The sequence below is a fragment of the Bradyrhizobium sp. Leo170 genome (assembly GCF_004296405.1).
Classification (GTDB): Bacteria; Pseudomonadota; Alphaproteobacteria; order Rhizobiales; family Xanthobacteraceae; genus Bradyrhizobium.
Window position 1 is genome coordinate 1 of sequence record NZ_PSRR01000080.1, and the last position, 21,427, is coordinate 21,427.

21 protein-coding genes and 1 pseudogene are annotated in these 21,427 nt (G+C 62.9%); 14 read left to right on the plus strand and 8 right to left on the minus strand.

From position 1 onward, the window contains the following. The 9 genes and pseudogenes from CWO89_RS16010 to CWO89_RS16050 all read left to right on the plus strand — a co-directional run. A pseudogene (locus CWO89_RS16010) lies at nt 1-208 on the plus strand (cupin); the annotation flags it as partial. Continuing rightward, a complete protein-coding gene (locus CWO89_RS16015) occupies nt 198-803 on the plus strand; it encodes a UbiX family flavin prenyltransferase (protein ID WP_130579750.1) in 606 nt (201 codons plus the stop codon). The pseudogene CWO89_RS16010 and the gene CWO89_RS16015, both read left to right, overlap by 11 nt. Continuing rightward, nucleotides 800-1,375 (plus strand): TIGR02444 family protein, encoded by a 576-nt coding sequence (locus CWO89_RS16020; RefSeq protein WP_165421183.1) that lies wholly within the window; start codon nt 800-802, stop codon nt 1,373-1,375. Before CWO89_RS16015 ends, CWO89_RS16020 begins: the two co-directional genes overlap by 4 nt. An 87-nt stretch (nt 1,376-1,462) precedes the next feature. Beyond that, complete coding sequence (locus CWO89_RS16025; RefSeq protein ID WP_130579752.1) at nt 1,463-2,896, plus strand: UbiD family decarboxylase; 1,434 nt, start codon at nt 1,463-1,465, stop codon at nt 2,894-2,896. A 40-nt stretch (nt 2,897-2,936) separates the two neighbouring features. Then, complete coding sequence (locus CWO89_RS16030) at nt 2,937-3,902, plus strand: Bug family tripartite tricarboxylate transporter substrate binding protein (RefSeq protein WP_165421184.1); 966 nt, start codon at nt 2,937-2,939, stop codon at nt 3,900-3,902. A gap of 37 nt (nt 3,903-3,939) precedes the next feature. Continuing rightward, the gene (locus CWO89_RS16035) at nt 3,940-4,395 is read left to right on the plus strand and encodes a tripartite tricarboxylate transporter TctB family protein (protein ID WP_130579754.1); all 456 of its coding nucleotides are present in this window, start codon (nt 3,940-3,942) and stop codon (nt 4,393-4,395) included. Beyond that, on the plus strand, nt 4,392-5,894 hold the full coding sequence (locus tag CWO89_RS16040; protein WP_130579755.1) for a tripartite tricarboxylate transporter permease: 1,503 nt from the start codon (nt 4,392-4,394) through the stop codon (nt 5,892-5,894). Before CWO89_RS16035 ends, CWO89_RS16040 begins: the two co-directional genes overlap by 4 nt. A 41-nt stretch (nt 5,895-5,935) precedes the next feature. Next, a complete protein-coding gene (locus CWO89_RS16045; RefSeq protein ID WP_245476323.1) occupies nt 5,936-7,606 on the plus strand; it encodes a thiamine pyrophosphate-binding protein in 1,671 nt (556 codons plus the stop codon). Between the two features lie 38 nt (nt 7,607-7,644). Further along, nucleotides 7,645-8,334 (plus strand): DUF2848 domain-containing protein, encoded by a 690-nt coding sequence (locus tag CWO89_RS16050; protein WP_130579757.1) that lies wholly within the window; start codon nt 7,645-7,647, stop codon nt 8,332-8,334. Nucleotides 8,335-8,695: 361 nt separating this feature from the next. Here CWO89_RS16050 and CWO89_RS16060 read toward each other — a convergent pair whose 3' ends face one another. The 5 genes from CWO89_RS16060 to CWO89_RS16080 form a co-directional block, all read right to left on the minus strand. Further along, complete coding sequence (locus tag CWO89_RS16060) at nt 8,696-8,881, minus strand: hypothetical protein (protein WP_130579759.1); 186 nt, start codon at nt 8,879-8,881, stop codon at nt 8,696-8,698. A 617-nt stretch (nt 8,882-9,498) separates the two neighbouring features. Further along, a complete protein-coding gene (locus CWO89_RS16065) occupies nt 9,499-10,731 on the minus strand; it encodes an acyl-CoA dehydrogenase family protein (protein ID WP_130579760.1) in 1,233 nt (410 codons plus the stop codon). Nucleotides 10,732-10,762: 31 nt separating this feature from the next. Next, entirely contained in the window at nt 10,763-11,767 is a 1,005-nt protein-coding gene (locus CWO89_RS16070; RefSeq protein WP_130579761.1) for an NrtA/SsuA/CpmA family ABC transporter substrate-binding protein, read from the minus strand. Between the two features lie 25 nt (nt 11,768-11,792). Continuing rightward, nucleotides 11,793-12,512, minus strand: a complete 720-nt coding sequence (locus CWO89_RS16075) for an ABC transporter ATP-binding protein (RefSeq protein ID WP_130579762.1) — start codon at nt 12,510-12,512, stop codon at nt 11,793-11,795. Next, nucleotides 12,509-13,264, minus strand: a complete 756-nt coding sequence (locus CWO89_RS16080; protein WP_130579773.1) for an ABC transporter permease subunit — start codon at nt 13,262-13,264, stop codon at nt 12,509-12,511. The genes CWO89_RS16075 and CWO89_RS16080 overlap by 4 nt, the downstream gene beginning before the upstream one ends. Nucleotides 13,265-13,732: 468 nt before the next feature. Here CWO89_RS16080 and CWO89_RS16085 point away from each other — a divergent pair, with 468 nt between their 5' ends. The 3 genes from CWO89_RS16085 to CWO89_RS16095 all read left to right on the plus strand — a co-directional run bounded on the left by CWO89_RS16085 (nt 13,733) and on the right by CWO89_RS16095 (nt 16,778). Further along, nucleotides 13,733-14,827, plus strand: a complete 1,095-nt coding sequence (locus tag CWO89_RS16085) for an LLM class flavin-dependent oxidoreductase (RefSeq protein WP_130579763.1) — start codon at nt 13,733-13,735, stop codon at nt 14,825-14,827. 174 nt (nt 14,828-15,001) lie between these two features. Continuing rightward, the gene (locus CWO89_RS16090) at nt 15,002-16,123 is read left to right on the plus strand and encodes a methionine ABC transporter ATP-binding protein (protein WP_165421185.1); all 1,122 of its coding nucleotides are present in this window, start codon (nt 15,002-15,004) and stop codon (nt 16,121-16,123) included. Then, the gene (locus tag CWO89_RS16095; protein ID WP_130579764.1) at nt 16,113-16,778 is read left to right on the plus strand and encodes a methionine ABC transporter permease; all 666 of its coding nucleotides are present in this window, start codon (nt 16,113-16,115) and stop codon (nt 16,776-16,778) included. Before CWO89_RS16090 ends, CWO89_RS16095 begins: the two co-directional genes overlap by 11 nt. 15 nt (nt 16,779-16,793) lie before the next feature. Here the strand turns inward: CWO89_RS16095 and CWO89_RS16100 are convergent, their stop codons facing one another. Then, nucleotides 16,794-17,726: an aliphatic sulfonate ABC transporter substrate-binding protein gene (locus CWO89_RS16100; RefSeq protein WP_130579775.1), complete on the minus strand. Its 933-nt coding sequence runs from the start codon at nt 17,724-17,726 to the stop codon at nt 16,794-16,796. 427 nt (nt 17,727-18,153) lie between these two features. Between CWO89_RS16100 and CWO89_RS16105 the strand changes: the two genes are divergently transcribed. Then, the gene (locus CWO89_RS16105) at nt 18,154-18,930 is read left to right on the plus strand and encodes a MetQ/NlpA family ABC transporter substrate-binding protein (RefSeq protein ID WP_130579765.1); all 777 of its coding nucleotides are present in this window, start codon (nt 18,154-18,156) and stop codon (nt 18,928-18,930) included. Between the two features lie 42 nt (nt 18,931-18,972). On the opposite strand, the gene CWO89_RS16110 is transcribed toward CWO89_RS16105, so the two are convergent. Both CWO89_RS16110 and CWO89_RS48850 read right to left on the minus strand, forming a co-directional pair. Continuing rightward, nucleotides 18,973-20,376: an LLM class flavin-dependent oxidoreductase gene (locus CWO89_RS16110; protein ID WP_130579766.1), complete on the minus strand. Its 1,404-nt coding sequence runs from the start codon at nt 20,374-20,376 to the stop codon at nt 18,973-18,975. A gap of 41 nt (nt 20,377-20,417) precedes the next feature. Beyond that, on the minus strand, nt 20,418-20,552 hold the full coding sequence (locus tag CWO89_RS48850) for a hypothetical protein (RefSeq protein ID WP_282528413.1): 135 nt from the start codon (nt 20,550-20,552) through the stop codon (nt 20,418-20,420). A 62-nt stretch (nt 20,553-20,614) separates the two neighbouring features. Between CWO89_RS48850 and CWO89_RS16115 the strand changes: the two genes are divergently transcribed. Then, nucleotides 20,615-21,412: a MetQ/NlpA family ABC transporter substrate-binding protein gene (locus CWO89_RS16115; RefSeq protein WP_130579767.1), complete on the plus strand. Its 798-nt coding sequence runs from the start codon at nt 20,615-20,617 to the stop codon at nt 21,410-21,412. Nucleotides 21,413-21,427 lie beyond the last annotated feature (15 nt).

Below are 21,427 nucleotides of genomic sequence, written 5' to 3' on the forward strand. Positions count from 1 at the left end.
CACGACCAAGCCATTCGTGCACGAATATTGGGAAGAGGTCTTCCTGTTCTCGGGCGACCTGATCGTCGGCAATGACGAGCAGGGCAATGGCGGCGAATCGTTCAAGCCGAATACCTATGCCTGCCGCCCGCCGGGCGTCTATCATGGACCGTTCAAGTCGGTGACCGGCTGCCTTCTGATGGAGATCCATTATTTCGATCCGGCCTGAGGGCGAGCCGAGGCGTCTGATCGTCGGCATCACCGGAGCATCCGGCGCCATTTATGGCGTCCGGCTGTTGCGGCTGTTGAAGTCGACGCCGATCGAGACTCATCTGGTGATGAGCCGATCGGCAAAGATCACGCTGACCCAGGAACTGGACGTCAAGGTCTCTGACGTGACGGCCTTGGCTGATGTCGTCCACCAGGTCGACAATATCGGCGCCTCGATCTCAAGCGGCTCGTTCAAGACGCTCGGAATGGTGATCGCGCCGTGTTCGATGCGGAGCCTTGCCGAGATCGCCAGCGGCGTGACATCGTCGCTGGTGACCCGCGCCGCCGACGTGGTGTTGAAGGAGCGGCGCCGGCTCGTGCTGATGGTGCGCGAGGCGCCGCTGCATCTCGGCCATCTCAAGTCGATGGTGGCTGCGACGGAAATCGGCGCCATCGTCTATCCGCCGGTGCCGGCGTTCTACGCGCGCCCCGAGAGCCTCGATCAAATGGTTGACCACACGCTCGGCCGCGTCCTCGACCTCTTTGATATCTCGACCGATGTGGTCAGTCGTTGGCAGGGGCTCGTGCCTGCCGACACCAAGGAATCGCGTTGAGCGGCGAGGCGCCTGGGCCGGAGCGGGGCGCCTCGGCGGGCGCGAGCCAGGCAATCGATGCGGAAAGCTGGGCGTTTGCGCTGGAGCTTTATGCCGAGCCCGGTATCGCCGATGCCTGCCTTCAATTGCAGAACGAATGCGGCGTCGACGTCATGATGTTGTTGATGGCGACGTTTGCCGCCATTCGCCGTGGGGTCGCGCTGACGCCATCCGATGTTGCAGGGATGGACGCGGCATGTCGCGGCTGGCGTGAGCAGATCGTGCTTCCCCTGCGCGCGCTGCGCACGACGTTGAAGTCGGGCCCTGCGCCGGCGCCGAACGAGCAGACCGAGAACTTGCGGTCGAGCATCAAGGCGGCCGAATTGTCGGCCGAACGGTTGCAGAACGAATTGCTCGCGCAATGGCTTGCGAAGCTGCCAGCGCAGTCGCGTGCACTGCAGCGTAAGGACATCATCAGCGCGTTGAGAGCCGTGATTGATTTTGCGCTGCAAGGTCGCCGAGGCCAGCCGAGCGTGGCGCAGCTCTCGTTGATCGACGTGATCGTCGATAGGGCGCTTGGAATTTCCAACTAAGTCGACGCGTACATCTTCAGCACGACGTGCCCAGCAAGCAGGCTTGACTAGCTTTATTGCTTAGCTATTCTTGTTTGGCAATTTTTTATGGGATCGATCTTGCAGCCTGAAGTTCTCGATACGCGTTTCCGTTCGGCGCTGGCCCGTCTGGCGCAGCGTGGCCGCATCCTCACCTATGAAAAGCCGGTCGATCCGCATCTCGAGCTCGCCGCGATGCTGAAGAAGCACGACGGCAAACAGGTCTTGCTGTTTCCGTCGGTCAAGGGCTCGGACGTTCCGGTCGTCGGCAATCTCCTGAGTTCGCGGGAAAATTGCGAAGCCGGCTTCGGGCTGGATTTCAGGGGCATCCGCGGTCTCGTGCAGCGCGCCCTCGGCGGTCCGCTGAAGCCGGAGCTCGTGCGCGAAGTTCCTGTTCAGGAAGTGGTGCTGCGCACTGGCTTTGACATTACGAAGATCATTCCTGCGTTGTTTCACGCGCCGGGCGACGCTGGGCGCTACATCACCGCCGGCATCGTGGTGGTGAAGGATCCGGTCACGGGCATCTACAACGCCTCCTACCATCGCCTGCAGTTGTTGGGGCCGGACCGTGTCGCGATCAAGCTCGACTTCGGCCGTCACTTGCGGCTCGCATTCGAGCGCGCCAAGGAGCAGGGCCGGTCACTGCCGGTCGCGGTCTGCATCGGCGCCGACCTCGCACTGCACTTCACCGCGGCGACCATGGGTTCGCAGATGCCGGAAAGCGCCGACGAGCTTGCCGTCGCGGGCGGGCTGGCGGGCCGGCCGCTCACGGTCGGCAAGGCGGTGTCGCAGGATCTCCTGGTGCCGGCGGAGAGCGAATTTGTCCTCGAAGGTGAGATTCTGGCCGACGAGGTCGCTCCCGAGGGACCATTCGGCGAATTCGTCGGCTTCGCCGCGCCGGCGGCCGACGCGCCGGTCCTGAAGATCACCGCGGTCACGCATCGGCTGCGGCCGATCTATCACGTCATCAACGGCTTCGGGCGCGAGACCATCATCCTGCGGAAGTACGTGCTGGAGGCCAGCCTGCTGAAAGTGCTGCAGTCGGCGATTCCGATCGTGACTGACGTCGAGATGACGTCAGGCGGCCTGCATCGCTTCCACGCGGTCATTCAAGTCCGCAAGCAGAGCCGGCAGCACAATGGGCTTCAGCGCAACGCGATCCTGGCCGCGTTCGGTGCGCTGAAGGATCTCGATCTCATCACCGTAGTCGACCACGACATCGACATCCGCGATCCCATCGACGTGGAATACGCGGTGGCGACGCGGATGGAAGCGTCTGTCGACCTGTTTCTCATCCCGGGTGCGCGCGGCCACGAATATGTGCGCGTCAGCAAAGAGGGCGTGCGGACCAAGCTCGGCATCGACGCCACGGTGCCGTTCGAGGATCAGGACAAGTTTCGGCGGGTCGAATTCGCGCCGACGCCGGTCGAGCTCAGCGAATTCACGGCGGGCGAGACGGTTGCCAGGAGCGCGCTCGGCCTTGCGGGATCGAACATCACCTGAATCATTCTCACGAAATAGATCACATGCGGGGAAACGAAAGATGATGCGAATTGCGGCGGCCGTTCTGTCGGCAGGCATGGCATTGAGCGCCACGGCGGCATCGGCGCAGGAGTGGCCGAGCAAAACGATCAAGCTGGTCGTGCCCTATGCGCCCGGCGGCTACACCGATTCGGTCGCGCGCATCACAGCGCGGTATCTAGAGAAGGAATTAGGGCAGACGGTGATCGTCGACAACCGCGCCGGCGGCGGCGGCATTGTCGGCTCGGACCTCGTGGCGAAGTCGCCCGGCGACGGTTACACGCTGTGCATCTGCAGCGTGGGGGCCATTTCGGTCGCTCCGGTCGCGCAAACGACGTCGTATGATCCGGTGAAGAGCTTCAAGCCGGTCAGTGTCGTCAGCACGATTCCGCAGACCGTGATCGTCAACCCGTCGCTCCCGATCAACACGATGCAGGATCTCGTTGCCTATGCCAAGGCCAACCCTGGCAAGCTGAGCTATGGGTCCAGCGGTGCCGGCGGCCTGATGCATTACTCGGTCCAGCTATTCGATGCGCGGAACGGGACCAAGATGACGCACGTTCCGTTCAAGGGCGGTTCGCCGGCCACGGCCGCCGTGGTGTCGGGCGAGGTCAATTTGTCCTTCACCAACATGACCGATGCGTTGCCGCAGATGGAGGCCAACAAGGTGCGCGCGCTGGCGGTGACGTCGGCCAAGCGCAACGAGTTCGCGCCGCAATTGCCGACAGTGTCTGAAACGGTGACGCCGGGCTACAGCGTCGAATCCTGGAACGGCCTGATGGCGCCGGCCAGCACGCCGGACTCGATCATCGCCAAACTGTCGGACGTGCTGAAGAAGATGGCGGCCGACCCCGAGGTCAAGAAGAGCATGGCGGTGGTCGGCGCCTCGACCGAGTTCACGACACCAGACGAATACAAGGCGCAGATCGCCGCTGAAGTCGAGCAGTGGCGCGAGCTCCTCAAGGAAATCGCCGAGAAGAAGAACTGACTCACCTCGGGATAGGTGAGCGGGAGGCAATATCAGCATGAGGTCACCTGCCGGGCGGCGCGGCCACAACACCGACTTCTATTCCGGCTTGCTGCTGGTAGCGGTCGCGACGGTCGCGCTGCTTTATATCCGAACGCTCTCAGTCGGCACCGTCCTGGAGATGGGGCCAGGCTACTTCCCGCTCGGGCTTGCGCTCGTTCTGTTGGGCATGGGGCTTTGCCTTGCCGTCAAGGGACTGCTCGCTGAAGGCAATCCGATCGGATCGTTCCATCTGCGGCCATTGATCTGCGTCCTGCTATCGTTCACGGCCTTCGGCGTGCTGGTCGAGCGCGCCGGGTTGATCATTGCGATCCTGGCTCAGGTGGCGATTGCGCATTTCGCGTCCGTCGAGACCCGTTGGCAGCAAAGCCTCGTGAGCGGCGTGCTGCTCGCGGCGGCGTCAGCCGTGATCTTTGTGTGGCTTCTCAAGATTCCGGTGGACCTGCTGCCATGACCGATGTGTTCGCCCAGCTTGGTCATGGCTTCGCCGTCGCCGCGACGCCCATCAACCTGTTCTTCTGCCTGGTCGGTGCCATCTTCGGCACGCTGATCGGTGTGCTGCCCGGCCTTGGCCCGGTCGCCACGATCTCGTTATTGCTGCCCGCGACCTATGCGCTCAGTCCGGTCTCCGCGATCATCATGCTGGCCGGCATCTACTACGGCGCCCAGTATGGCGGATCGACCACGGCGATCCTGGTCAATATTCCCGGCGAATCCACCTCCGTGGTCACCGCGATCGACGGCTACAAGATGGCCCAGCAGGGCAGGGCGAGCGAGGCGCTCGCGATCGCAGCCATCGGGTCGTTCATCGCGGGATGCATCGGCACGGTCGTCATCGCGCTTCTTGGACCGCCGCTCGCCTTGATGACGCAGCAATTCGCCTCGCCGGACTATTTTTCGCTGATGGTGCTCGGGCTCGTCTCGGCGGTGGTGCTCGCCAACGGTTCGGCGTTTCGCGCCATTGCGATGATCTTTCTCGGCCTGCTGCTCGGCATGGTCGGCATGGACCTCAACACCGGCGAAGCCCGCATGACGTTCGGCCTCGTTGAACTGTCCGACGGCATCAATTTCGTCGCGCTTGTCATGGGGCTGTTCGGCGTCGCCGAAGTGATCTCCAATCTCGAAGGGGCATCGGTCCGCATCGTCAACCAGATGCGGATCGGCACCATCTGGCCATCGTTCAGCGCATTGCGAGGTGCCTGGGGGGCCGTTTTGCGCGGCACCGCCCTCGGCACGTTGTTCGGCATCCTGCCGGGCGGTGGTGCGACCATCGCGTCGTTCTCGGCCTACGCCCTCGAGAAGCGCGTCGCCAAAGATCGGTCACGGTTCGGCAATGGCGCCATTGAAGGCGTGGCAGGACCCGAAAGCGCCAACAATGCCGCGGCGCAGACCTCGTTCGTGCCGTTGCTGACGATGGGCATCCCGACCAGCGCCACCATGGCGTTGATGGTTGGCGCCTTGACGCTGCACGGCATCGCGCCCGGACCCATGATCATCTCCCGGCAGCCGGACCTGTTCTGGGGCCTGATCGCCAGCATGTTCCTCGGCAATGCAATGCTGGTGATCATCAATCTGCCGATGATCGGCATCTGGGTTCGTCTGCTCGCAGTTCCATACCGGCTGCTTTATCTGGTCATCGTCGTCATCTGCGCCATCGGCGTCTACTCGGTGAATAATTCGAGCTTTGACGTTTACATGACGGTCGGCTTTTCCCTGCTGGGTTACGTCCTGCGCAAGCTCGACGCCGAGCCGGCGCCATTGTTGATGGGCTTTGTGCTCGGACCCATGGTCGAGGAGAATTTCCGGCGCAGCCTGATCACCTCGCATGGCGATCCCATGGTCTTCCTGCAGCGGCCGATAAGTCTCGCGCTGCTCCTGATCTCGGCAGCGTTGCTGATCTCGATCATGATGCCGGCGATCAGGCAGCGCCGCGTCGAAGTCTTCCAGGAATGAGCGGCCGGCAGGACGCCCATCGCGCAACCAGGAACGAGCCCGTGAACAAGCATGATCCGGTGCAACCGGCCGGTCCGGTAACGGCTTTGCGCAGCGGCGGCCAGCTATTGGTCTCCGCATTGCGCATCAATGGCATCGACCGAATGTTCGGCGTGCCCGGCGAGAGCGCGCTGCCGATTTTCGACTCGTTATTGGATGCAGGCATCCACTTCGTGACCTGTCGTCATGAGGCCACGGCTTCGCATATGGCGGAAGCGGACGGCAAGATTTCCGGACGCCCCGGGGTTTGCGTCGTCAGCCGCGGCCCCGGCGCGATGCACGCCGCGATCGGATTGCATACCGCCTGGCAGGATTCGACGCCGATGATCCTGATCATCGGACAGGTGCCGCGCAGCCACCGCGGCCGCGAGGCATTTCAGGAAATCAACTACGTCAGAACATTCGACGACATGACGAAATGGGTCGGCGAGGTGCAGTCGCCGGACCAGATTCCCGAGTTCGTCAATCGTGCCTTCCACATTGCGATGCAGGGGCGTCCCGGCCCGGTGGTGCTGTCGTTCCCCGAAGACGTCCTTAGTGCCATCAGCGATGCCGCCGATGCGCTCCCTGCGCAGATTGTCGAGACCGCGCCGTCAGATCAGCAAATAGCGCGGGTCGGCGAACTGCTCAGTCGAGCCGAGAAGCCGCTCGTTATCGTCGGCAATCTCGGCTGGATGCCGGAGGCGGCCGAGCAATTCAAGGCGTTCGTTGCGCGCAACGAGCTGCCGGTCGTTGCAGGCTTCCGGTCGCAGGACGTGCTGGACAATCGAAGCCCGAACTATGTCGGCGATCTCAGCCTCGGCTGCAGCAAGGCCTTGATGGAGCGCGTCAAGGCGGCAGACCTGCTCCTGGTGATCGGGGACAGGCTTGGCGATGTCACCACCAACCATTTCTCATTGCTCGACGTGCCGACGCCGACGCAAGTCCTGATCCATGTGTTCCCGGGAGCCGAAGAGCTCGGCAGGACCTATAATCCGACACTCGCGATCCAATCGAGATCGTCCAATTTCGTCGCCGCGCTCGCGAAGCTGCAGCCACTGGATGCGAAGCCGTGGGCTACATGGCGCGAGGAGTCACGCCAGGCTCTGGTCAACTATCAGTCGCCACGGCCCGATACGGCGAGCTTCGATCTCTCCAAGGTGATCGCCCATCTCAATCGCGTATTGCCTGATGATGCCATTGTCACCAATGGCGCCGGGAACTATACGATCTGGCTGCATCGCTATTACGGCTACCGGCAACTCGGCACGCAGATTGCGCCGAAGTCCGGCTCGATGGGTTATGGGCTGCCGGCGGCGATCGCAGCGAAGCTGCGTCATCCGGACCGCGCGGTAGTCTGTCTCGCCGGCGACGGTTGCTTCATGATGGCGTCGCAGGAGTTTGCGACCGCGGTTCAGCACAAGCTTCCGATCATTGTCATCATCGTCAATAACAGCATGTACGGCTCGATCCGGATGCATCAGGAGAACCATTTTCCGAATCGACCGAGCGGCACGGATCTGCTGAATCCGGATTTCGCGGCCTTGGCGAAATCGTATGGGGTGCACGGCGAGATTGTCGGTCACCACGATCAATTCCCCGATGCCTTTGCGCTGGCTGTAAAGGCAGATCGGCCGACCGTCATCGAACTGCGCGTCAATCGCAATCAACTCACCCCGGATCGTAGCCTGTAAAAGTTCGGCTCAAGAAATCGCGCCTACATGGAACGGACATGAAGAACGACATCGAATTCACTTTGGTTGCCGAGAACGCCGCAACGCCGCTCAAATTGTCGATCACGCAGGCGGTGATCGCCGGCTGGACCGGGCGCGATCCGGTCGCGCGCGATAAGCACATTGCCGAGCTTGCGGCGATCGGCATCGCGCCGCCGGCCTCGACGCCGATCTATTACCGATGTGCAGCGCGCAGGCTGACAACTGCCGGCAGCATCGAATGCACCGGCACCGAGTCGAGCGGAGAGGTCGAGTTCGTGCTGTTTGGATTTGAGGGGCGTACGCTCGTCGGCGTCGGCTCTGATCACACCGATCGCAAGGTCGAAACCTACAACATCACGGTGTCCAAGCAGATGTGCGACAAGCCCGTGGCGCCGATGCTGTGGGATCTCGCCGAAATCGAAGGCCACTGGGACCAGATCATGCTGCGATCCTGGGCGACGATCGCCGGCGAACGCGTGCTTTATCAGGAAGGCGCGCTGAGCGGAATGCTGCCGGTGCCCGATCTGATCGAGCGCGGATTTGGCAGTGGCAAACTGCCTGACGGCTGCGCCATGTTCTGCGGCACCTTCGCCGCCAAGGGTGGCATCCGCCCAGCCAGCCGCTTCGATTATGTGATCGAAGATCCCGTCCTGAAGCGCAGCATCAGCCACGGCTACGAGATCATCACGCTGCCGGTGCTAGGCTAAATCCCTACGCCGGGACTTCACACCCGGCGCTGTCAACTTCGCAGAAGCGCTTGTAAAGCCACTTCTGCCCGTCATGCCGGCGCCACACGCGGCCATGCACCAGTTTTCCGGTGATCGATCGCCGAGGGACGATGACGGTCCATAGATGCCAAAGTCTCGTCCAGGATGGCTTTGGACGGCGGGCGATCATCAGCGGTGTTTCCAATGCTGGAACGAAACCCATCGGGCGGAGTATGATCGCCCGATGGGCATCGCCATGTTAGTCCCGGCAAGGGCAATTTCCGGCGAGGCCGATGCTATCGCGACCGTGCGCGCGGTCTCAATGACATTCGGTCGTTAAGCTTGATGCTGGCGATTCCGGTTAATTCTGGAACTCGGTCGACGCTTTCCTGTCCGGGTCTCGATCATTCTTGTTGTCTTCGGAGAGGCGGACGCGCCGCTCATAGTGTTGCGCCAATTGCAGCAGGCGTCGCTTGATCAAGGGATCAGCTTGCTCCGCAATAGCGCGAACCGCACGCGCTCTTTCTCTGCAAAACTCGTCATCCATTCGATTGATCCCCGCAGACATTCCGCAAGCGCGAGAGACCTTAGCGTGGTTGACCCGATTTAATTGTGATCGAGATCACACCTCCAGGTCAAAGTCGAAGCGAGTTCCGGCTACGCGGTGACGGACATCGCGACATACGCCGTGATCTGCAAGCCGTCCGCACGTCCGGATTGGAGCGACGGCATTCAAATTTGACGGGGCGACGTGGGAGTTTGATATCGGAAGAGCAGCGATCCTCGCAAATCTTCCAGCACTCGTATCGACGGCAACGCAATCATTGCCTGTCCTGGCAAACAAAGCTGGTTTCATTTCATTGACTGAAGATCGATCGCTCTTACGATTTGCTGATCATAGTTTCGTCTCCGCCGACGCTTCAGCGACCGAGGCATGGCGGAGCAACAGGATCGCGCAACCATGTCTAGCCTCGAAATGCTCATGCTGCTCGAACTTGCATATGGCCGCCCGGCATCGCTTCGAAGGGTTGAAGAACCTTCGCCGGTAGCGCGTCGACTGCGTCGGCGCCTCCGGCGGTTGGTCGCTCTGGTGCGAAGGTCGCAGTGGCCGGCAACGCGGCGGCGTCAGCACGGCAGCCCGGGTGGGGTTTTCCGGATCGTCCCCTAGAAGAAGCCCTTGGCCGGCAGCGGTGTGCCGCTGATCTCGTATTGCCCGATCGAGCGCGCCTTGAAGTTGGTGGGGTTGTGTGAGGACAGGGTCCGAGCGTTGCGCCAGTGGCGGTCGAAGTTGGTGACCTTCTTGGTGGCGGAGGCGCCGCCGACGTCGAACAACAGGCTGCCGGCGCGGATCGCGAATTCATCCGCCACGATCTTGGCCTTTGCCGACAGCAGCGCAGCCTTGTGCGCCGCCTCGACTGCGTCGGCGGCGCCCGCGTCGAACGCATCGGTCGCGACGTCAAGCGCTTCAGCCGCCGCCAGCACCACGGTCTCGGCAGCGAAGGCGCCGCTTGCGATCTGGCCGACGGTCTGCTGCAGCAGCGGATCGTCGGTCGGGGTCTGGCTCGGCGCGTAGTAGAAGGTCCGCTTGCGGGAGCGGACAAGAGCTGCGGCGTCACGCAGGCTGGCGCGTGCGATGCCGGCGACGATCGCGGTCAGGAACAGTTGCGCGAACGTGTTCGAATAGGGAACGCCATAGCCGATGTCAGGCGCATCGAACACGACCTCCTGCCGCTTGACCGTCACATTGCGGAAATGGGTCGTGCCGGTTGCCGTCAGCCGCTGGCCGAGACCGTCCCAATCGTCAATCAGCTCAACGCCTTCCCGCTTCACCGGGATGATCGTCGCGCCGATCGCCCCCGACGGATCGGCGGCGCGCACCAGCACGTAGTCCGAATACAGCGTGCCGGTGCTGTAATATTTCGTGCCGTTCAACAGGAAGTCGCCGTTCTCATCCGGCGTCAGCGTCGTGTTAGGCGTGATGTCGCCGACCTTAGGGCTCTCGAGCTCGGTGGTTGCAAGTCCGATGATGGCGCCTTCGGCAACCGCCTTCTGCCATATCCGGCTCTGCTCGTCCTTAGGGTGGCGCACCAGGAGCTCGACCACGCTGAAATGGTTGCGCAGGATATGCGCAACATTGGCGTCGGCCTCGCTAAGGCGGATCACGACCTCGAACAATTCGCGGATCGTGCCACCGGCGCCGCCGGCCGGCGTCGGCAGCCGCAGTGCGCCGAGCCGCACCTTGCGGATCAGGTCGATCTCCTGGAACGGAAGGACCCGGTCGCGCTCGCGTTCGCTCGCGCCTTCCGCAATATGCTTCAATAGCGCCTCAAGATCCGGGGAGCGCGGATCGAGACGGTGCGGAGACCCAAGCGAATGCGCGGATACAGGCTTGTTCATCGTTTGACCTGAATGGAGTTGAAGTGATCGTTCAGAGCTGAGCCAGGTGATCGGTGATCTTGACCGGCTCGGGCAAGACTTTGCGTGCCACCAGCCAGTCGGCGGCGCGCTGCAGGTCGGCGAGGAACTTTTCGTCATTGACCGGGAAATAGCGATACTGCCGGTTCAGCGCGATAAACTGGTCGCGCACCTGGTCGGTGTACTTGCCGGCTTTCTGCGCGATGTATTCGGCGTCCTTGCTGTTTTCGGAAATCCATTTGCCCTCGGCGCGGAAGGCGTCGTTGACGGCGCGGACCAGCCCTGGATTGTCGGTCGCGAATTTGCGGGTGGTGAGGTAGGAAGTGTAATCGATCTGGAAATCGAGGTCGCGACCCTCGAGGAAGATGTCGTGCGCCTTGTATTCGAGGCGGGCGATGTCGACGCCGGGGCTCCACATCGACCATGCATCGACCTTGCCGGAGGCGAGCGCCGGCGCCGCATCGGGTGGATTGAGATAGACGAACTTCACCGCGGAGCGATCGACCTTGTGCTTCTCCAGTGCCGCGACCAGCAGGAATTCGCCGAGGCCCGAACGGTTCACCGCGACCGACTTGCCGACGAGATCTTCGATCTTGCTAATGCCGGAATCGTCCTTGGCGATGATCGCAGTGGTGCGCGGCTCGTAGACGACGAATTGCGCGAACACCAGCGGCGAGCCGGCGATGATCGCGGCCAGCGCGGGCGTAGTGCTGCCGCCGAAGCTGAAGTCGGCGCTGCCGCCGGTCACCGCCTGCAGCGTCGGCGCATGGTTCGGGAACGGTCCGAGCCATTCGACCTTGATGCCGTCCTTGGCCAGGGGCTTTTCGAACTCGCCGCGTTCCTTCGCTATCAGATTGAGGCCGCTCAGGCCCCAGGTCAGGCGGACCGTGTCGGTGGTGCGGCCGGTCGCTGATCGTGCGGTCTTGGGCAAGCCGAGGCCGCCAAGCGCGCCGAGGCCTGCGGCGGCAGAGCCGAGGAAATGGCGGCGGGACGGCTTTGCAAACGAGAAGTCAGACATGGATGAATGATCCTTCCGAAAAAGCTCAAGCGGTTTGGTGAGACGCAACGACGCCAAGCTCTGTGAGCAGCTCGGCACGGGCAATCCGGCTTGCGCCGTCGCCTTTGGTTCGATGCTCGAACGCAATCCGTCCCTCGCGCATCACCAGGATGCGGTCGGCGAGCGTAATCGCTTCGTCCACGTCGTGTGTCACGAGCAGGACGCCCGGCCGATGGCTCGCGACCAGTTCGCGGACGAGATCGTGCATGCGGATGCGGGTCAGCGCATCGAGCGCGGCAAAGGGTTCGTCGAGCAGCAATAACTCCGGCTGCTGCACCAGGGCGCGCGCCAGTGCGACGCGCTGGGCCTGCCCGCCGGAAAGATTGCGCGGCCAGTCATCGAGGCGGTCGCCGAGCCCCACCTCGGCTAGTGCCGCTGCGGCGCGTTGGCGTGGATCCTTGACCTGCAGTCCGAGCGACACGTTGCGCCAAAGACTGTCCCACGGCAGCAGACGATGCTCCTGGAACACGACCGCCGGACGTCGCGGCGCGACGATGCGGCCGCCATCGATCGGATCGAGCCCCGCCAACGCGCGCAGCAGCGTGGTCTTGCCGCAACCGCTTTCGCCGAGCAGGGCCACGAACTCGCCGCGCTCGATGCGCAGATTGAGCTTATCGATCACGATGCGGCTGCCATAGGCACGGCGCAGATTGGTCACCACCACCGCTGGTGAGGCAACAGAGGAGGGCACGACATGAAGGGTCACCGCGCGCCTCCATAATTCGGGTGCCAGGCGAGCAGGCGCCGCTCGAGCAAGCGCGCGATCGCATCCGCCGCGACCCCGATCAGCGCATAGATCACGATGGTCAGTACGATCACGTCGGTGCGCAGGAACTCGCGGGCATCCATCGCGAGGAAGCCGATGCCGGACTGCGCGCCGATGGTCTCGGCCACCACCAAGGCAAGCCATGCGGTCGCGAGCGCGTAGCGGACGCCGGTCAGGATCGAGGGCAGGGCGCCCGGCAAAATGATCCGCCGGATCAATTCAAGCGTGCCAAGGCCCTGGATGCGTCCGAGCTCGATCAGTTTCGGATCGACCTGGCGGATCCCCAATGTGGTGTTGATGTAGATCGGAAAGGTGACGCCAAGCGCGACCAGGAAGATCTTCTCGGCTTCGCCGACGCCGAGCCAGACGATCACCAGCGGCAGCGCCGCCAGGAACGGGATCGCGCGGATCATCTGCACGCTGCGGTCGATCGCGGCCTCCGCGATGCGCGAAAAGCCGACCAGCGTGCCAAGCGCAAAGCCGATGCCGCCGCCGATCGCAAAGCCGGCCACAGCACGCAGCAGGCTGATGCCGAGATCGTTGAGCAGGCTTCCGGTGGTCACAAGCTTGAACGCCGTCCTGACGACCTTGCTTGGCGCCGGCAACACGTGCGGCGACAGCCATCCGGCCTGCGCCAGCACCTCCCAAACGATGAGCAGCGTCACCGGTGCCAGCCAGGAGAGCAGTTGCAGCCCCCGGCGGCCGAGCTCGAATGGTTTGCGCGGGAGTGCCGCCGCGCCGTCTTTGCGCTTAAGGTCTTCAAATTCGACCGGGGAGACGGTTTGTTCCAGGTTGCTCAAGATGACGTCGTCCTCGTTTCAACGTGCTGCATGATGCGCGCGCAGATGAAGCGACATCGGGATGCCACGCGCGACAGGCATCAGCGCATTCACTCAATTGGCGGCGTGCCGCCGATCACGAGTGCGTAGCCTTTCATGCATCGCAAAATGTCCCACGAATTTGACCGGACAGAAATAGAGCGGTTTTCCAATTGTCTGGCGGTGGAGAGTTTTCTGATTTCTTTGCGCGCGTGAGACGGCAAAGAATATCTTTCAACGCGTTCTGCGCTTGATCTCTCTTCGTGCTTTGGCGACAACAGCGGCGCTTTCGCCGCGAGATCACGCGCCCGCTTGGAACGAAATCAGAATAGAGAAATCAAAATGACGGCACGGCCACTTCGTTTCGGCATCTGGGCGCTGGTCCATGGACCGCGCGCCGCGCATCAGGATCCCCAAGAACCCTATGATGCGTCGTGGGAGCGCAACCGCGATCTGGTGCTGGCGGCGGAGCGGCTCGGTTATGACTCCACGCTGGTCGCGCAGCACACCATCAATCCGCATCAGGAGGATCTCGATCAGTTGGAAGCGTGGAGCGCGACAGCGGCGCTTGCGGCCCTGACGAGCCGGATCGAGGTCATCGCCGCCATCAAGCCGTATCTCTATCACCCGGTGGTGCTGGCGAAGATGGCGCTTGGAATCGAGAACATCAGCCGCGGCCGCTTCGCGATCAATCTCGTCAATGCCTGGAACAAGCCCGAGCTCGAAAAGGCGGGCATCGGCTTTGCGGAGCATGACGCGCGCTATGCCTATGGCCGCGAATGGATCAGCGTGGTGTCGCGCCTGATGCAGGGCGAACGCCTGACCTACAAAGGGGAGCATTTCGACGTGCGCGATTACGCGCTCCGGCCCGCCGATCTCTACCGCCAACGGCCGCTGATTTATGTCGGCGGCGAATCCGAGCCGGCGCGGGCGCTGGTCGCCGATCACGGCGACGTCTGGTTCATCAACGGCCAGCCGCTGGCGGATGTCGCGGCGCTGATTGCCGACGTCGCGGCGCGGCCGCGGGCATCGGCGCCGTTGCGCTTCGGCCTCTCGGCGTTCGTGATCGCGCGGCAGACCAACGAAGAGGCCCAGGCTGCGTACCGGCGGCTGTTGGACCTCGCCGCCAAGGATGCTCCGATGCGGGCGATCCAGAAGCAGAACACCGATCCGAAGGTCGTGATGATGCAGACAATGCAGAAGACCGCGCGGGTCGGCAGCAATGGCGGCACGGCCGCGGGCCTTGTCGGCAGCTATGACGAAGTGGCCTCGCGCATCCTTGCATTCCACGCGGCAGGCATCGAGCTGTTCATGCTGCAATTCCAGCCGTTCGAGGCGGAGATGGAGCGTTTTGCGAACGAGATCATCCCGCGCGTGCGGCAGGCGCAGCCCGCGTCGGCGGCCGACGGAACGTCATTGTTGGCAGGTTCACGATAGCGATCGGTCGGTGCCAAAAAACGGGCGTGCTTGTTCGGCTGGAAGGAATTTTCTCTCGCGGAGGCGAGCGACGAAAGCTTAGCCTACGTCTCCGCCGATATCTGGAATTGCCAGCGGCACCGGCTCGCGTAATTGTGCGGTGCAGCGCGCAGCCGAAAGACCGGAAATCCAACAATGAATGTGCATCAATCTCTCGCGGCCTCACGACCGCCGGAGGCATTTCCGCCGATCGCGTCCGATGTCGTCGCCGAAGACGCGATGGTGCGGTTCGAGGCCGTCTCGAAGACCTATCCCGCCTATCGCGGCAAGCCGAGCGTCAAGGCGCTGCAGGCCATCGACTTCGCAATTCCCCGAGGCGCCATCACCGGTGTCATCGGCCGCTCCGGCGCGGGCAAATCAAGCCTGGTCCGGCTGATCAATGGGCTGGAGAAACCGACGACCGGCCGCGTGATCGTCGATAACAGCGACATCTCGGCGCTTTCCGGCCGCGCGGTGCGGCTGGCGCAACGCTCGATCGGCATGATCTTCCAGCACTTCAACCTGCTGTCGTCGCGGACGGCGGCGGACAATATCGCCTTGCCGCTTGAAATTGCCGGCTGGTCAAGAGCCGAGATCGCCGCGCGCGTCTCGGAGCTGCTCGACCTCGTCGATATCGCCGACAAGCGCAACCGCTATCCGTCGGAGCTCTCCGGCGGCCAGAAGCAACGGATCGGCATCGCGCGTGCGCTGGCGACGCGGCCGAACGTGCTGCTGTCTGATGAGGCGACCTCGGCGCTCGATCCGCAGACGACGCGCTCGATTCTCGACCTGCTCGCCAATATCAACCGCGAGCTTGGCGTGACCATCATCCTCATCACCCACGAGATGTCGGTCGTACGGCAGCTCGCCAAGGAGGTGATCGTGCTCGATGCCGGGCACGTCGTCGAGCGCGGCCATGTCGCCGACATCTTCACCCATCCGCAACATGCTATCACCCAGAGCTTCCTCTCCGAGGTCCTCGGCGATGCGGTTCCGGTTTCCCTGTCGAGCCGGCTGCAGCAGCAACCTGTGCCAGGTGGGCAGGCCGTGATCCGCGTGCTCGTTCGCGGCGATGGCGGCGACCGGCTGGTGGCACGGCTGTCACGCGAGCTGGCGATCGATGCGGCGATGTTGTCGGCGCGGATCGACGAAATCGGCGGCCAGCAGGTCGGGTCACTGACGCTTGGCGTGCCTGGCGACGAGGCCGTGGTTGCGCGCGTGCTGTCCTTCCTTGTCCAACATCGGTTTTCCGCGGAGCGTCTCGGCTATGTCGCCTGAACTCATCAATCTCATCATCCAGGCGACCGGCGAAAGCCTGTTCATGGTCGCGGTTTCGGCCTCGCTCGGCACGTTGTTCGGCCTGCCGATCGGCGTCTTCCTTGCGACCAGCCGCAAGGGTGAATTGTTCGCCGCACCGGCCGCGAATGCGATCCTTGGCATGATCGTCAATGCGACGCGCTCCACGCCCTTCATCATCCTCGTCGTCGCGATCATCCCGTTCACGCGACTCGTCGCGGGCACATCGATCGGCTCGGGGGCGGCGATCGTTCCGCTCACCATCGCCTCGACGCCTTTCATCGCGCGCCTCGTCGAGGGCGCGATCCGCGAGGTCGATGCCGGCTTGATCGAAACGGCGTCGTCGTTCGGCGCCACCCCGCTGCAAGTCGTGCTCAAGGTCCTGATCCCCGAGGCGCTGCCGGGGCTCGTGCTGTCGCTGACGCTCGCGGTGGTCAGCCTGCTCGGCTATTCGGCGATGGTCGGCGCTGTCGGCGGCGGCGGACTGGGTGATCTCGGCATCCGCTACGGCTATCAGCGCTTCATGCCGGGCATGATGCTGGCCGTGGTGGTGGTCCTGATCGTGCTAGTGCAGACGGTGCAGACCGCCGGCGACTATCTGGCGCGCCGGGTCAACCGCCGGCTGCGCCATCGCTGAAGCCGCGGGATTTGGTTACGACCCCTTCGGCGCCCAGATCTTGACGTCGGTGGTATCGACCTTCTTCGGGATCAAGCCTTCGGCGACGAACGCATCCGCGATGCGCTGCTGCTCCGACAGGCGGGCGACCGTGACCGCGCCGACCTTGTAGGAGCGGTGGCTGTTGGCTTCTTCCACCGCGGCGGCATCGATGCCCCAGAGGCTGGCGAGAATGGTGGCGGCGTCCTTAGGGCGGGCTTTGACCCACGCGCCAGTCTCGGCAAGCTTGGTGAAGATCACGTTGAGCGCGTCGCCGCGGCGATCGGCGAACGCGGCCGAGGCGACATAATAGCGCTTATAGCTGGCAAGGCCGTTGCTGCCGTCGGAGAGCACGCGCGCGCCGGACTGTCGGCTTGCGCTGGTGAGGAAAGGATCCCAGGCCACCCAGGCGTCGACATTGTTGCTGACGAAGGCGGCGCGGCCGTCGGCCGGCGTCAGGTAGGCGGGCGTGATATCCTTGAAGGTGAGGCCGGACTTGGCGAGCGCGGCAAGCAACAGGAAATGGCTGCCCGCGCCTTTTGTCACCGCAACCTTCTTGCCCCTCAGGTCGGCTACCGTTTTGATGGGCGATTCCTTCGGAACCAGGATCGCCTGCGCAGACGGCGATGCCGCTTCTTCAGCGACATAGGCAAGCTTGGCGCCCGCGGCCTGTGCAAAGATCGGCACGGTGTCTGCGACGTCGGCGCCGAAATCGACGCTGCCGACATTGATGGCCTCGAGCAGCGGCAACCCGCTGGTGAATTCGTGCCACGACACAGTGATGCCGAGCGGCGCGAGCGCTTTCTCCAGTTCGCCATTGGTCTTGAGGATCGCGGTGAGCGTCGAGGACTTCTGGTAGCCGATCCGGATTTCCTCCGAGATCGCAGGGCGCGCCAGCGAGACCATCGCCAGCAGGCCAAGCGCGCCCATGGTAAGCCGGCGCGTGACGGGTTTGATCCGGGAGGCGGCTGGAACTTTCGGGCGCTGGCGAGGCAAAAACAGCATATCTGTGGCTTCCAAAAAATGCGGATGAATTCCGGAGCCTCATTTGTGATCAATCGCGTGCCGGTGGCAATTACGGAGAAGTCGTCTGATGTGGTGCAAAATTCTCCGCAGGCGACAATTATGAGAACTACGTTTTGCGCGACACCCTTTCACCATGCCGCGTCATTCGCTGCTGTCGAAGATCAGTTCTTGCGGAGAACAGAAGTATCGCACTGCAGCGCAGAGCGAATGTTTTGTTCCCGGGTTTGAATGATCGCAGCCGTTTCGTCGTTTTGTCACGCAGGCGGTTGAAGCGCGGAATGATCGGCGCTAGTGGCAGCCAAGTCCATTTGTCTGATACTTGGAGAGCTTTATGCGAATCTTTACCGCGATCGTTGCGGCGGCCGCATTGTTTGCCGGCGCCGCAAGGGCCGAGACCATCCGGGTTGGCGTCACCGCCGGGCCGCACGCCGAGATCATCGAGGTGGTGAAGAAAGTGGCCGCCGAACGCGGCCTCGATATCAAGGTCGTCGAATTCACCGATTACGTCATTCCCAATCAGGCGCTGGCGCTGAAGGATCTGGAAGCGAACTCGTTCCAGCATGAGCCCTATCTAAAGAACCAGATCTCCAAGACCGGCTGGAAGATCGTGAAGGTCGCCAACACCATCGCTTCGCCGCAGGGTGTCTACTCGCTGAAATACAAGAAGCTGTCGGATCTGCCGGAGGGCGCGCGGGTGGCGATCGCCAACGACCCATCGAACGGTGCGCGCGGGCTGATGATCCTCGCCCTTCACGGCGTGATCAAGCTGAAGGACCCTAACAATGTCGCCTCGACGATTGCCGACATCACCGACAATCCCAAGAAATTACGCTTCGTTGAGCTCGATGCGGCGCAGCTCCCGCGTTCGCTGCAGGACGTCGACCTCGTCTCGATCAACAACAACTATGCGGTGCAGGCCGGCCTCAATCCGGCGGTCGATGCGATCGCGCATGAGGCGGCGGACGGCCCGTGGGTCAACATCATCGCCGTGCGCGAGGAAGACAAGGACAAGCCCTGGGTCAAGCAGCTCATCGACGCCTATCACTCGGACCCGGTGAGGGCGTTCATCGAGAAGCGCTTCAAGGGCACCTACCTCGCCACGTGGTAGCGAACCGATCTGTTCGATCCGCGCTGCCGAACAGTCGATGCACTATTCGGCGGCGTCGGATCGAACGGCATCGGTCGCGGGGCGGCGAAAGCCTGCACCCGGGTGGGTCGCATGCAAGCGCGGTCCCCGTCCTGGAAACAGTTTCTCCCGCAAGGTGCCGTCGCGATAGGCGGTCTTGTAGACGCCGCGGGATTGCAGTTCTGGCACTACCAGATCGACGAACGCATTCAGCGATTCCGGTACGACAAGACGGAACAGATTGAATCCGTCCACGTCGGTCTCTTCCGCCCAGGCGATCAGTTCGTCTGCAACGTCTTGCGGCGAGCCGACCACGAAGGGCGAGCGCGCGCCGAGGCGGCTCAAGCTGGCAAGGTCTCCGATCCTCACCGGCCGCTCGCTACGCACTGTGAAATTCTCGACCATCGACTGGATCGCATTGCTCTCGACATATTGCACAGCCTCTTCGGGTCGGTAGGTCGAGAAGTCGATGCCGGTCCACCCTGAGAGCAGCGCGAGCTGCCCGGCCTGATCGACATGGCTGGCATAATCCTCGAGCAGATCCTTGGCTTCGGCGCGCGTCGGGGCCACGATCACGGTGGCGCCGGCGAACAGCCTGATGTCATAGGGATCGCGCCCGAATTCCCTGGCGGCTTCCCTGATCTCGCGGACGGCGCGCGCGAGGATCGGCCTGGTCTGCCCGTTGAGGAAGATCGCTTCCGCATGCCTCGCGGCGAAGGCGCGGCCGCGCCGTGATGTTCCCGCCTGATACAACAATGGCGTGCGCTGCGGCGACGGTTCGGCGAGATGGATGCCATCGACACGATAATGTGAGCCTTCGTGCCTGACACGATGGACCTTCGCCGGATCGGTAAACACGCGCGTTTCGCGGTCGCGGCGGACCGCGTCGTCCTCCCAACTGCCTTCCCAGAGCTTGTAGACGGCAGCGAGAAAATCCTCCGCCGCATCGTAGCGCTCGTCATGGGCACGAGTGGTGGGCAGGCCCATCCCGCGCGCGCCACTGTCGAGATAGCCGGTCACGATGTTCCAGCCGATCCGTCCTTTGGTGAGATGATCGAGCGTCGAGAAGCGGCGGGCGAACTGATAGGGATGCTCGAATGTCAGGTTCGACGTGATGCCGAAGCCGAGATGCTTGGTGACCAGCGCCATCGCGGAGACCAGCAGCGTCGGCTCGGCGTTGGGCAACTGGACGGCGTGGCTGATCGCCGCATCCGGATTTCCGCCATAGACGTCGTAAATGCCAAAGACGTCGGCAAGGAAGATGCCGTCGAGCAGGCCGCGCTCCGCGGTTCTGGCATAGTCGACCCAATAATCAAGCGTGTTGTAGTCGATCGACGCATCGCGCGGATGCGACCACAGGCCGGCCCAGTTGTGGCTTGGCGCGGTCATGTTGAACGCGTTGAAGCGAAGTTCTCGCGGTCTCGTCATCAGCCGTTCCTCGGCAACGGGTTCGTGTTTCGCGGAGGCTATCACGCAAGCCGGACGACGTTGTTTTCAATTTGCGGCGCCGGATGAAAGATTACCGCCGCGCCAGGGCAAAACGGCAGCACGCGCATCGCTATTTTCTCCGACGCCTCGACAGCGCAGAGATCGGCAAGCATCATTCGTCGACGGCGCTCGCGAGGCCGCCTCATACGATCCTTCGAGAAGAGATGGACCTGACAAGATGAAGACGTTCATGCGTATGGCGCAGGCAGCCGGCCTGTTGCTTGCCCTGACCACCGCTGCGGTTGCCGACGAGCCGCTGAAGATCGCGACCAGCGCCGGCCCGGTTGGGCAGTTGGCTGGCTATGCCGCCAGGCTCGCCAAGGAAAAGGGACAGGACGTCAAGATTGTCGAGCTCAGCGACTGGGTCGCGCTGAACGAGGTGGTCAACAGCGGCGACGTCGACGCGAACCTGTTCCAGCACGGGACTTATCTGGCGCTGCAGAACAAGCAGCGCGGCTTCAATCTCGTTCAGGTCGACAAGGTCGGCGTGATCGCGCCGGTCGGATTGTTCTCGAAGAAGATCAAGAGCCTCGACGAGATCAAGTCCGGTGACAGCGTCGCGATTCCCAACGAGCCCTTGAACGGCGCGCGCGGATTGATCCTGCTTGAACGCGCCGGCCTGATCAAGCTGACGCCGGGCAAAGGTTTCGCGGTGAGCAAATTCGACATCATTGAAAATCCCAAGAACTTGAAGATCGTCGAACTCGATCCCGCGCAGACCTACCGTTCGCTCGATGACGTCACGCTGGCGCTCGTCAACGTCACCTATCTGATCTCGGCCGGCGGCGATCCGAAATCGGCGCTGATCATCGACCGCACCCTCGATGACGGCCTGGTGCTGCGCTTCACCGCGCGCGCCGACAAGAAGGACGATCCGCGCCTGAAGGCGTTCATCCAGGTCTTCAACTCGCCGCAGGTGAAGCAGTTCATCGAGGAGAAGCTGCCGGCCTTCATCCCGGCCGGGTTCAACAGCTAGAGCGTTTTCGAGCGA

What these genes read in the sequence shown, in the direction of transcription:
- CWO89_RS16035 (WP_130579754.1), top strand. Translation starts at nt 3,940, where the DNA reads ATGAGGTCACCTGCCGGGCGGCGCGGCCACAACACCGACTTCTATTCC.
- CWO89_RS16065 (WP_130579760.1), bottom strand. Translation starts at nt 10,731, where the DNA reads ATGAACAAGCCTGTATCCGCGCATTCGCTTGGGTCTCCGCACCGTCTC.
- CWO89_RS16090 (WP_165421185.1), top strand. Translation starts at nt 15,002, where the DNA reads ATGAATGTGCATCAATCTCTCGCGGCCTCACGACCGCCGGAGGCATTT.
- CWO89_RS16070 (WP_130579761.1), bottom strand. Translation starts at nt 11,767, where the DNA reads ATGTCTGACTTCTCGTTTGCAAAGCCGTCCCGCCGCCATTTCCTCGGC.
- CWO89_RS16095 (WP_130579764.1), top strand. Translation starts at nt 16,113, where the DNA reads ATGTCGCCTGAACTCATCAATCTCATCATCCAGGCGACCGGCGAAAGC.
- CWO89_RS16100 (WP_130579775.1), bottom strand. Translation starts at nt 17,726, where the DNA reads ATGGGCGCGCTTGGCCTGCTGGCGATGGTCTCGCTGGCGCGCCCTGCG.
- CWO89_RS16085 (WP_130579763.1), top strand. Translation starts at nt 13,733, where the DNA reads ATGACGGCACGGCCACTTCGTTTCGGCATCTGGGCGCTGGTCCATGGA.
- CWO89_RS16040 (WP_130579755.1), top strand. Translation starts at nt 4,392, where the DNA reads ATGACCGATGTGTTCGCCCAGCTTGGTCATGGCTTCGCCGTCGCCGCG.
- CWO89_RS48850 (WP_282528413.1), bottom strand. Translation starts at nt 20,552, where the DNA reads ATGATGCTTGCCGATCTCTGCGCTGTCGAGGCGTCGGAGAAAATAGCG.
- CWO89_RS16060 (WP_130579759.1), bottom strand. Translation starts at nt 8,881, where the DNA reads ATGGATGACGAGTTTTGCAGAGAAAGAGCGCGTGCGGTTCGCGCTATT.
- CWO89_RS16030 (WP_165421184.1), top strand. Translation starts at nt 2,937, where the DNA reads ATGATGCGAATTGCGGCGGCCGTTCTGTCGGCAGGCATGGCATTGAGC.
- CWO89_RS16025 (WP_130579752.1), top strand. Translation starts at nt 1,463, where the DNA reads ATGGGATCGATCTTGCAGCCTGAAGTTCTCGATACGCGTTTCCGTTCG.
- CWO89_RS16050 (WP_130579757.1), top strand. Translation starts at nt 7,645, where the DNA reads ATGAAGAACGACATCGAATTCACTTTGGTTGCCGAGAACGCCGCAACG.
- CWO89_RS16105 (WP_130579765.1), top strand. Translation starts at nt 18,154, where the DNA reads ATGCGAATCTTTACCGCGATCGTTGCGGCGGCCGCATTGTTTGCCGGC.
- CWO89_RS16115 (WP_130579767.1), top strand. Translation starts at nt 20,615, where the DNA reads ATGAAGACGTTCATGCGTATGGCGCAGGCAGCCGGCCTGTTGCTTGCC.
- CWO89_RS16110 (WP_130579766.1), bottom strand. Translation starts at nt 20,376, where the DNA reads ATGACGAGACCGCGAGAACTTCGCTTCAACGCGTTCAACATGACCGCG.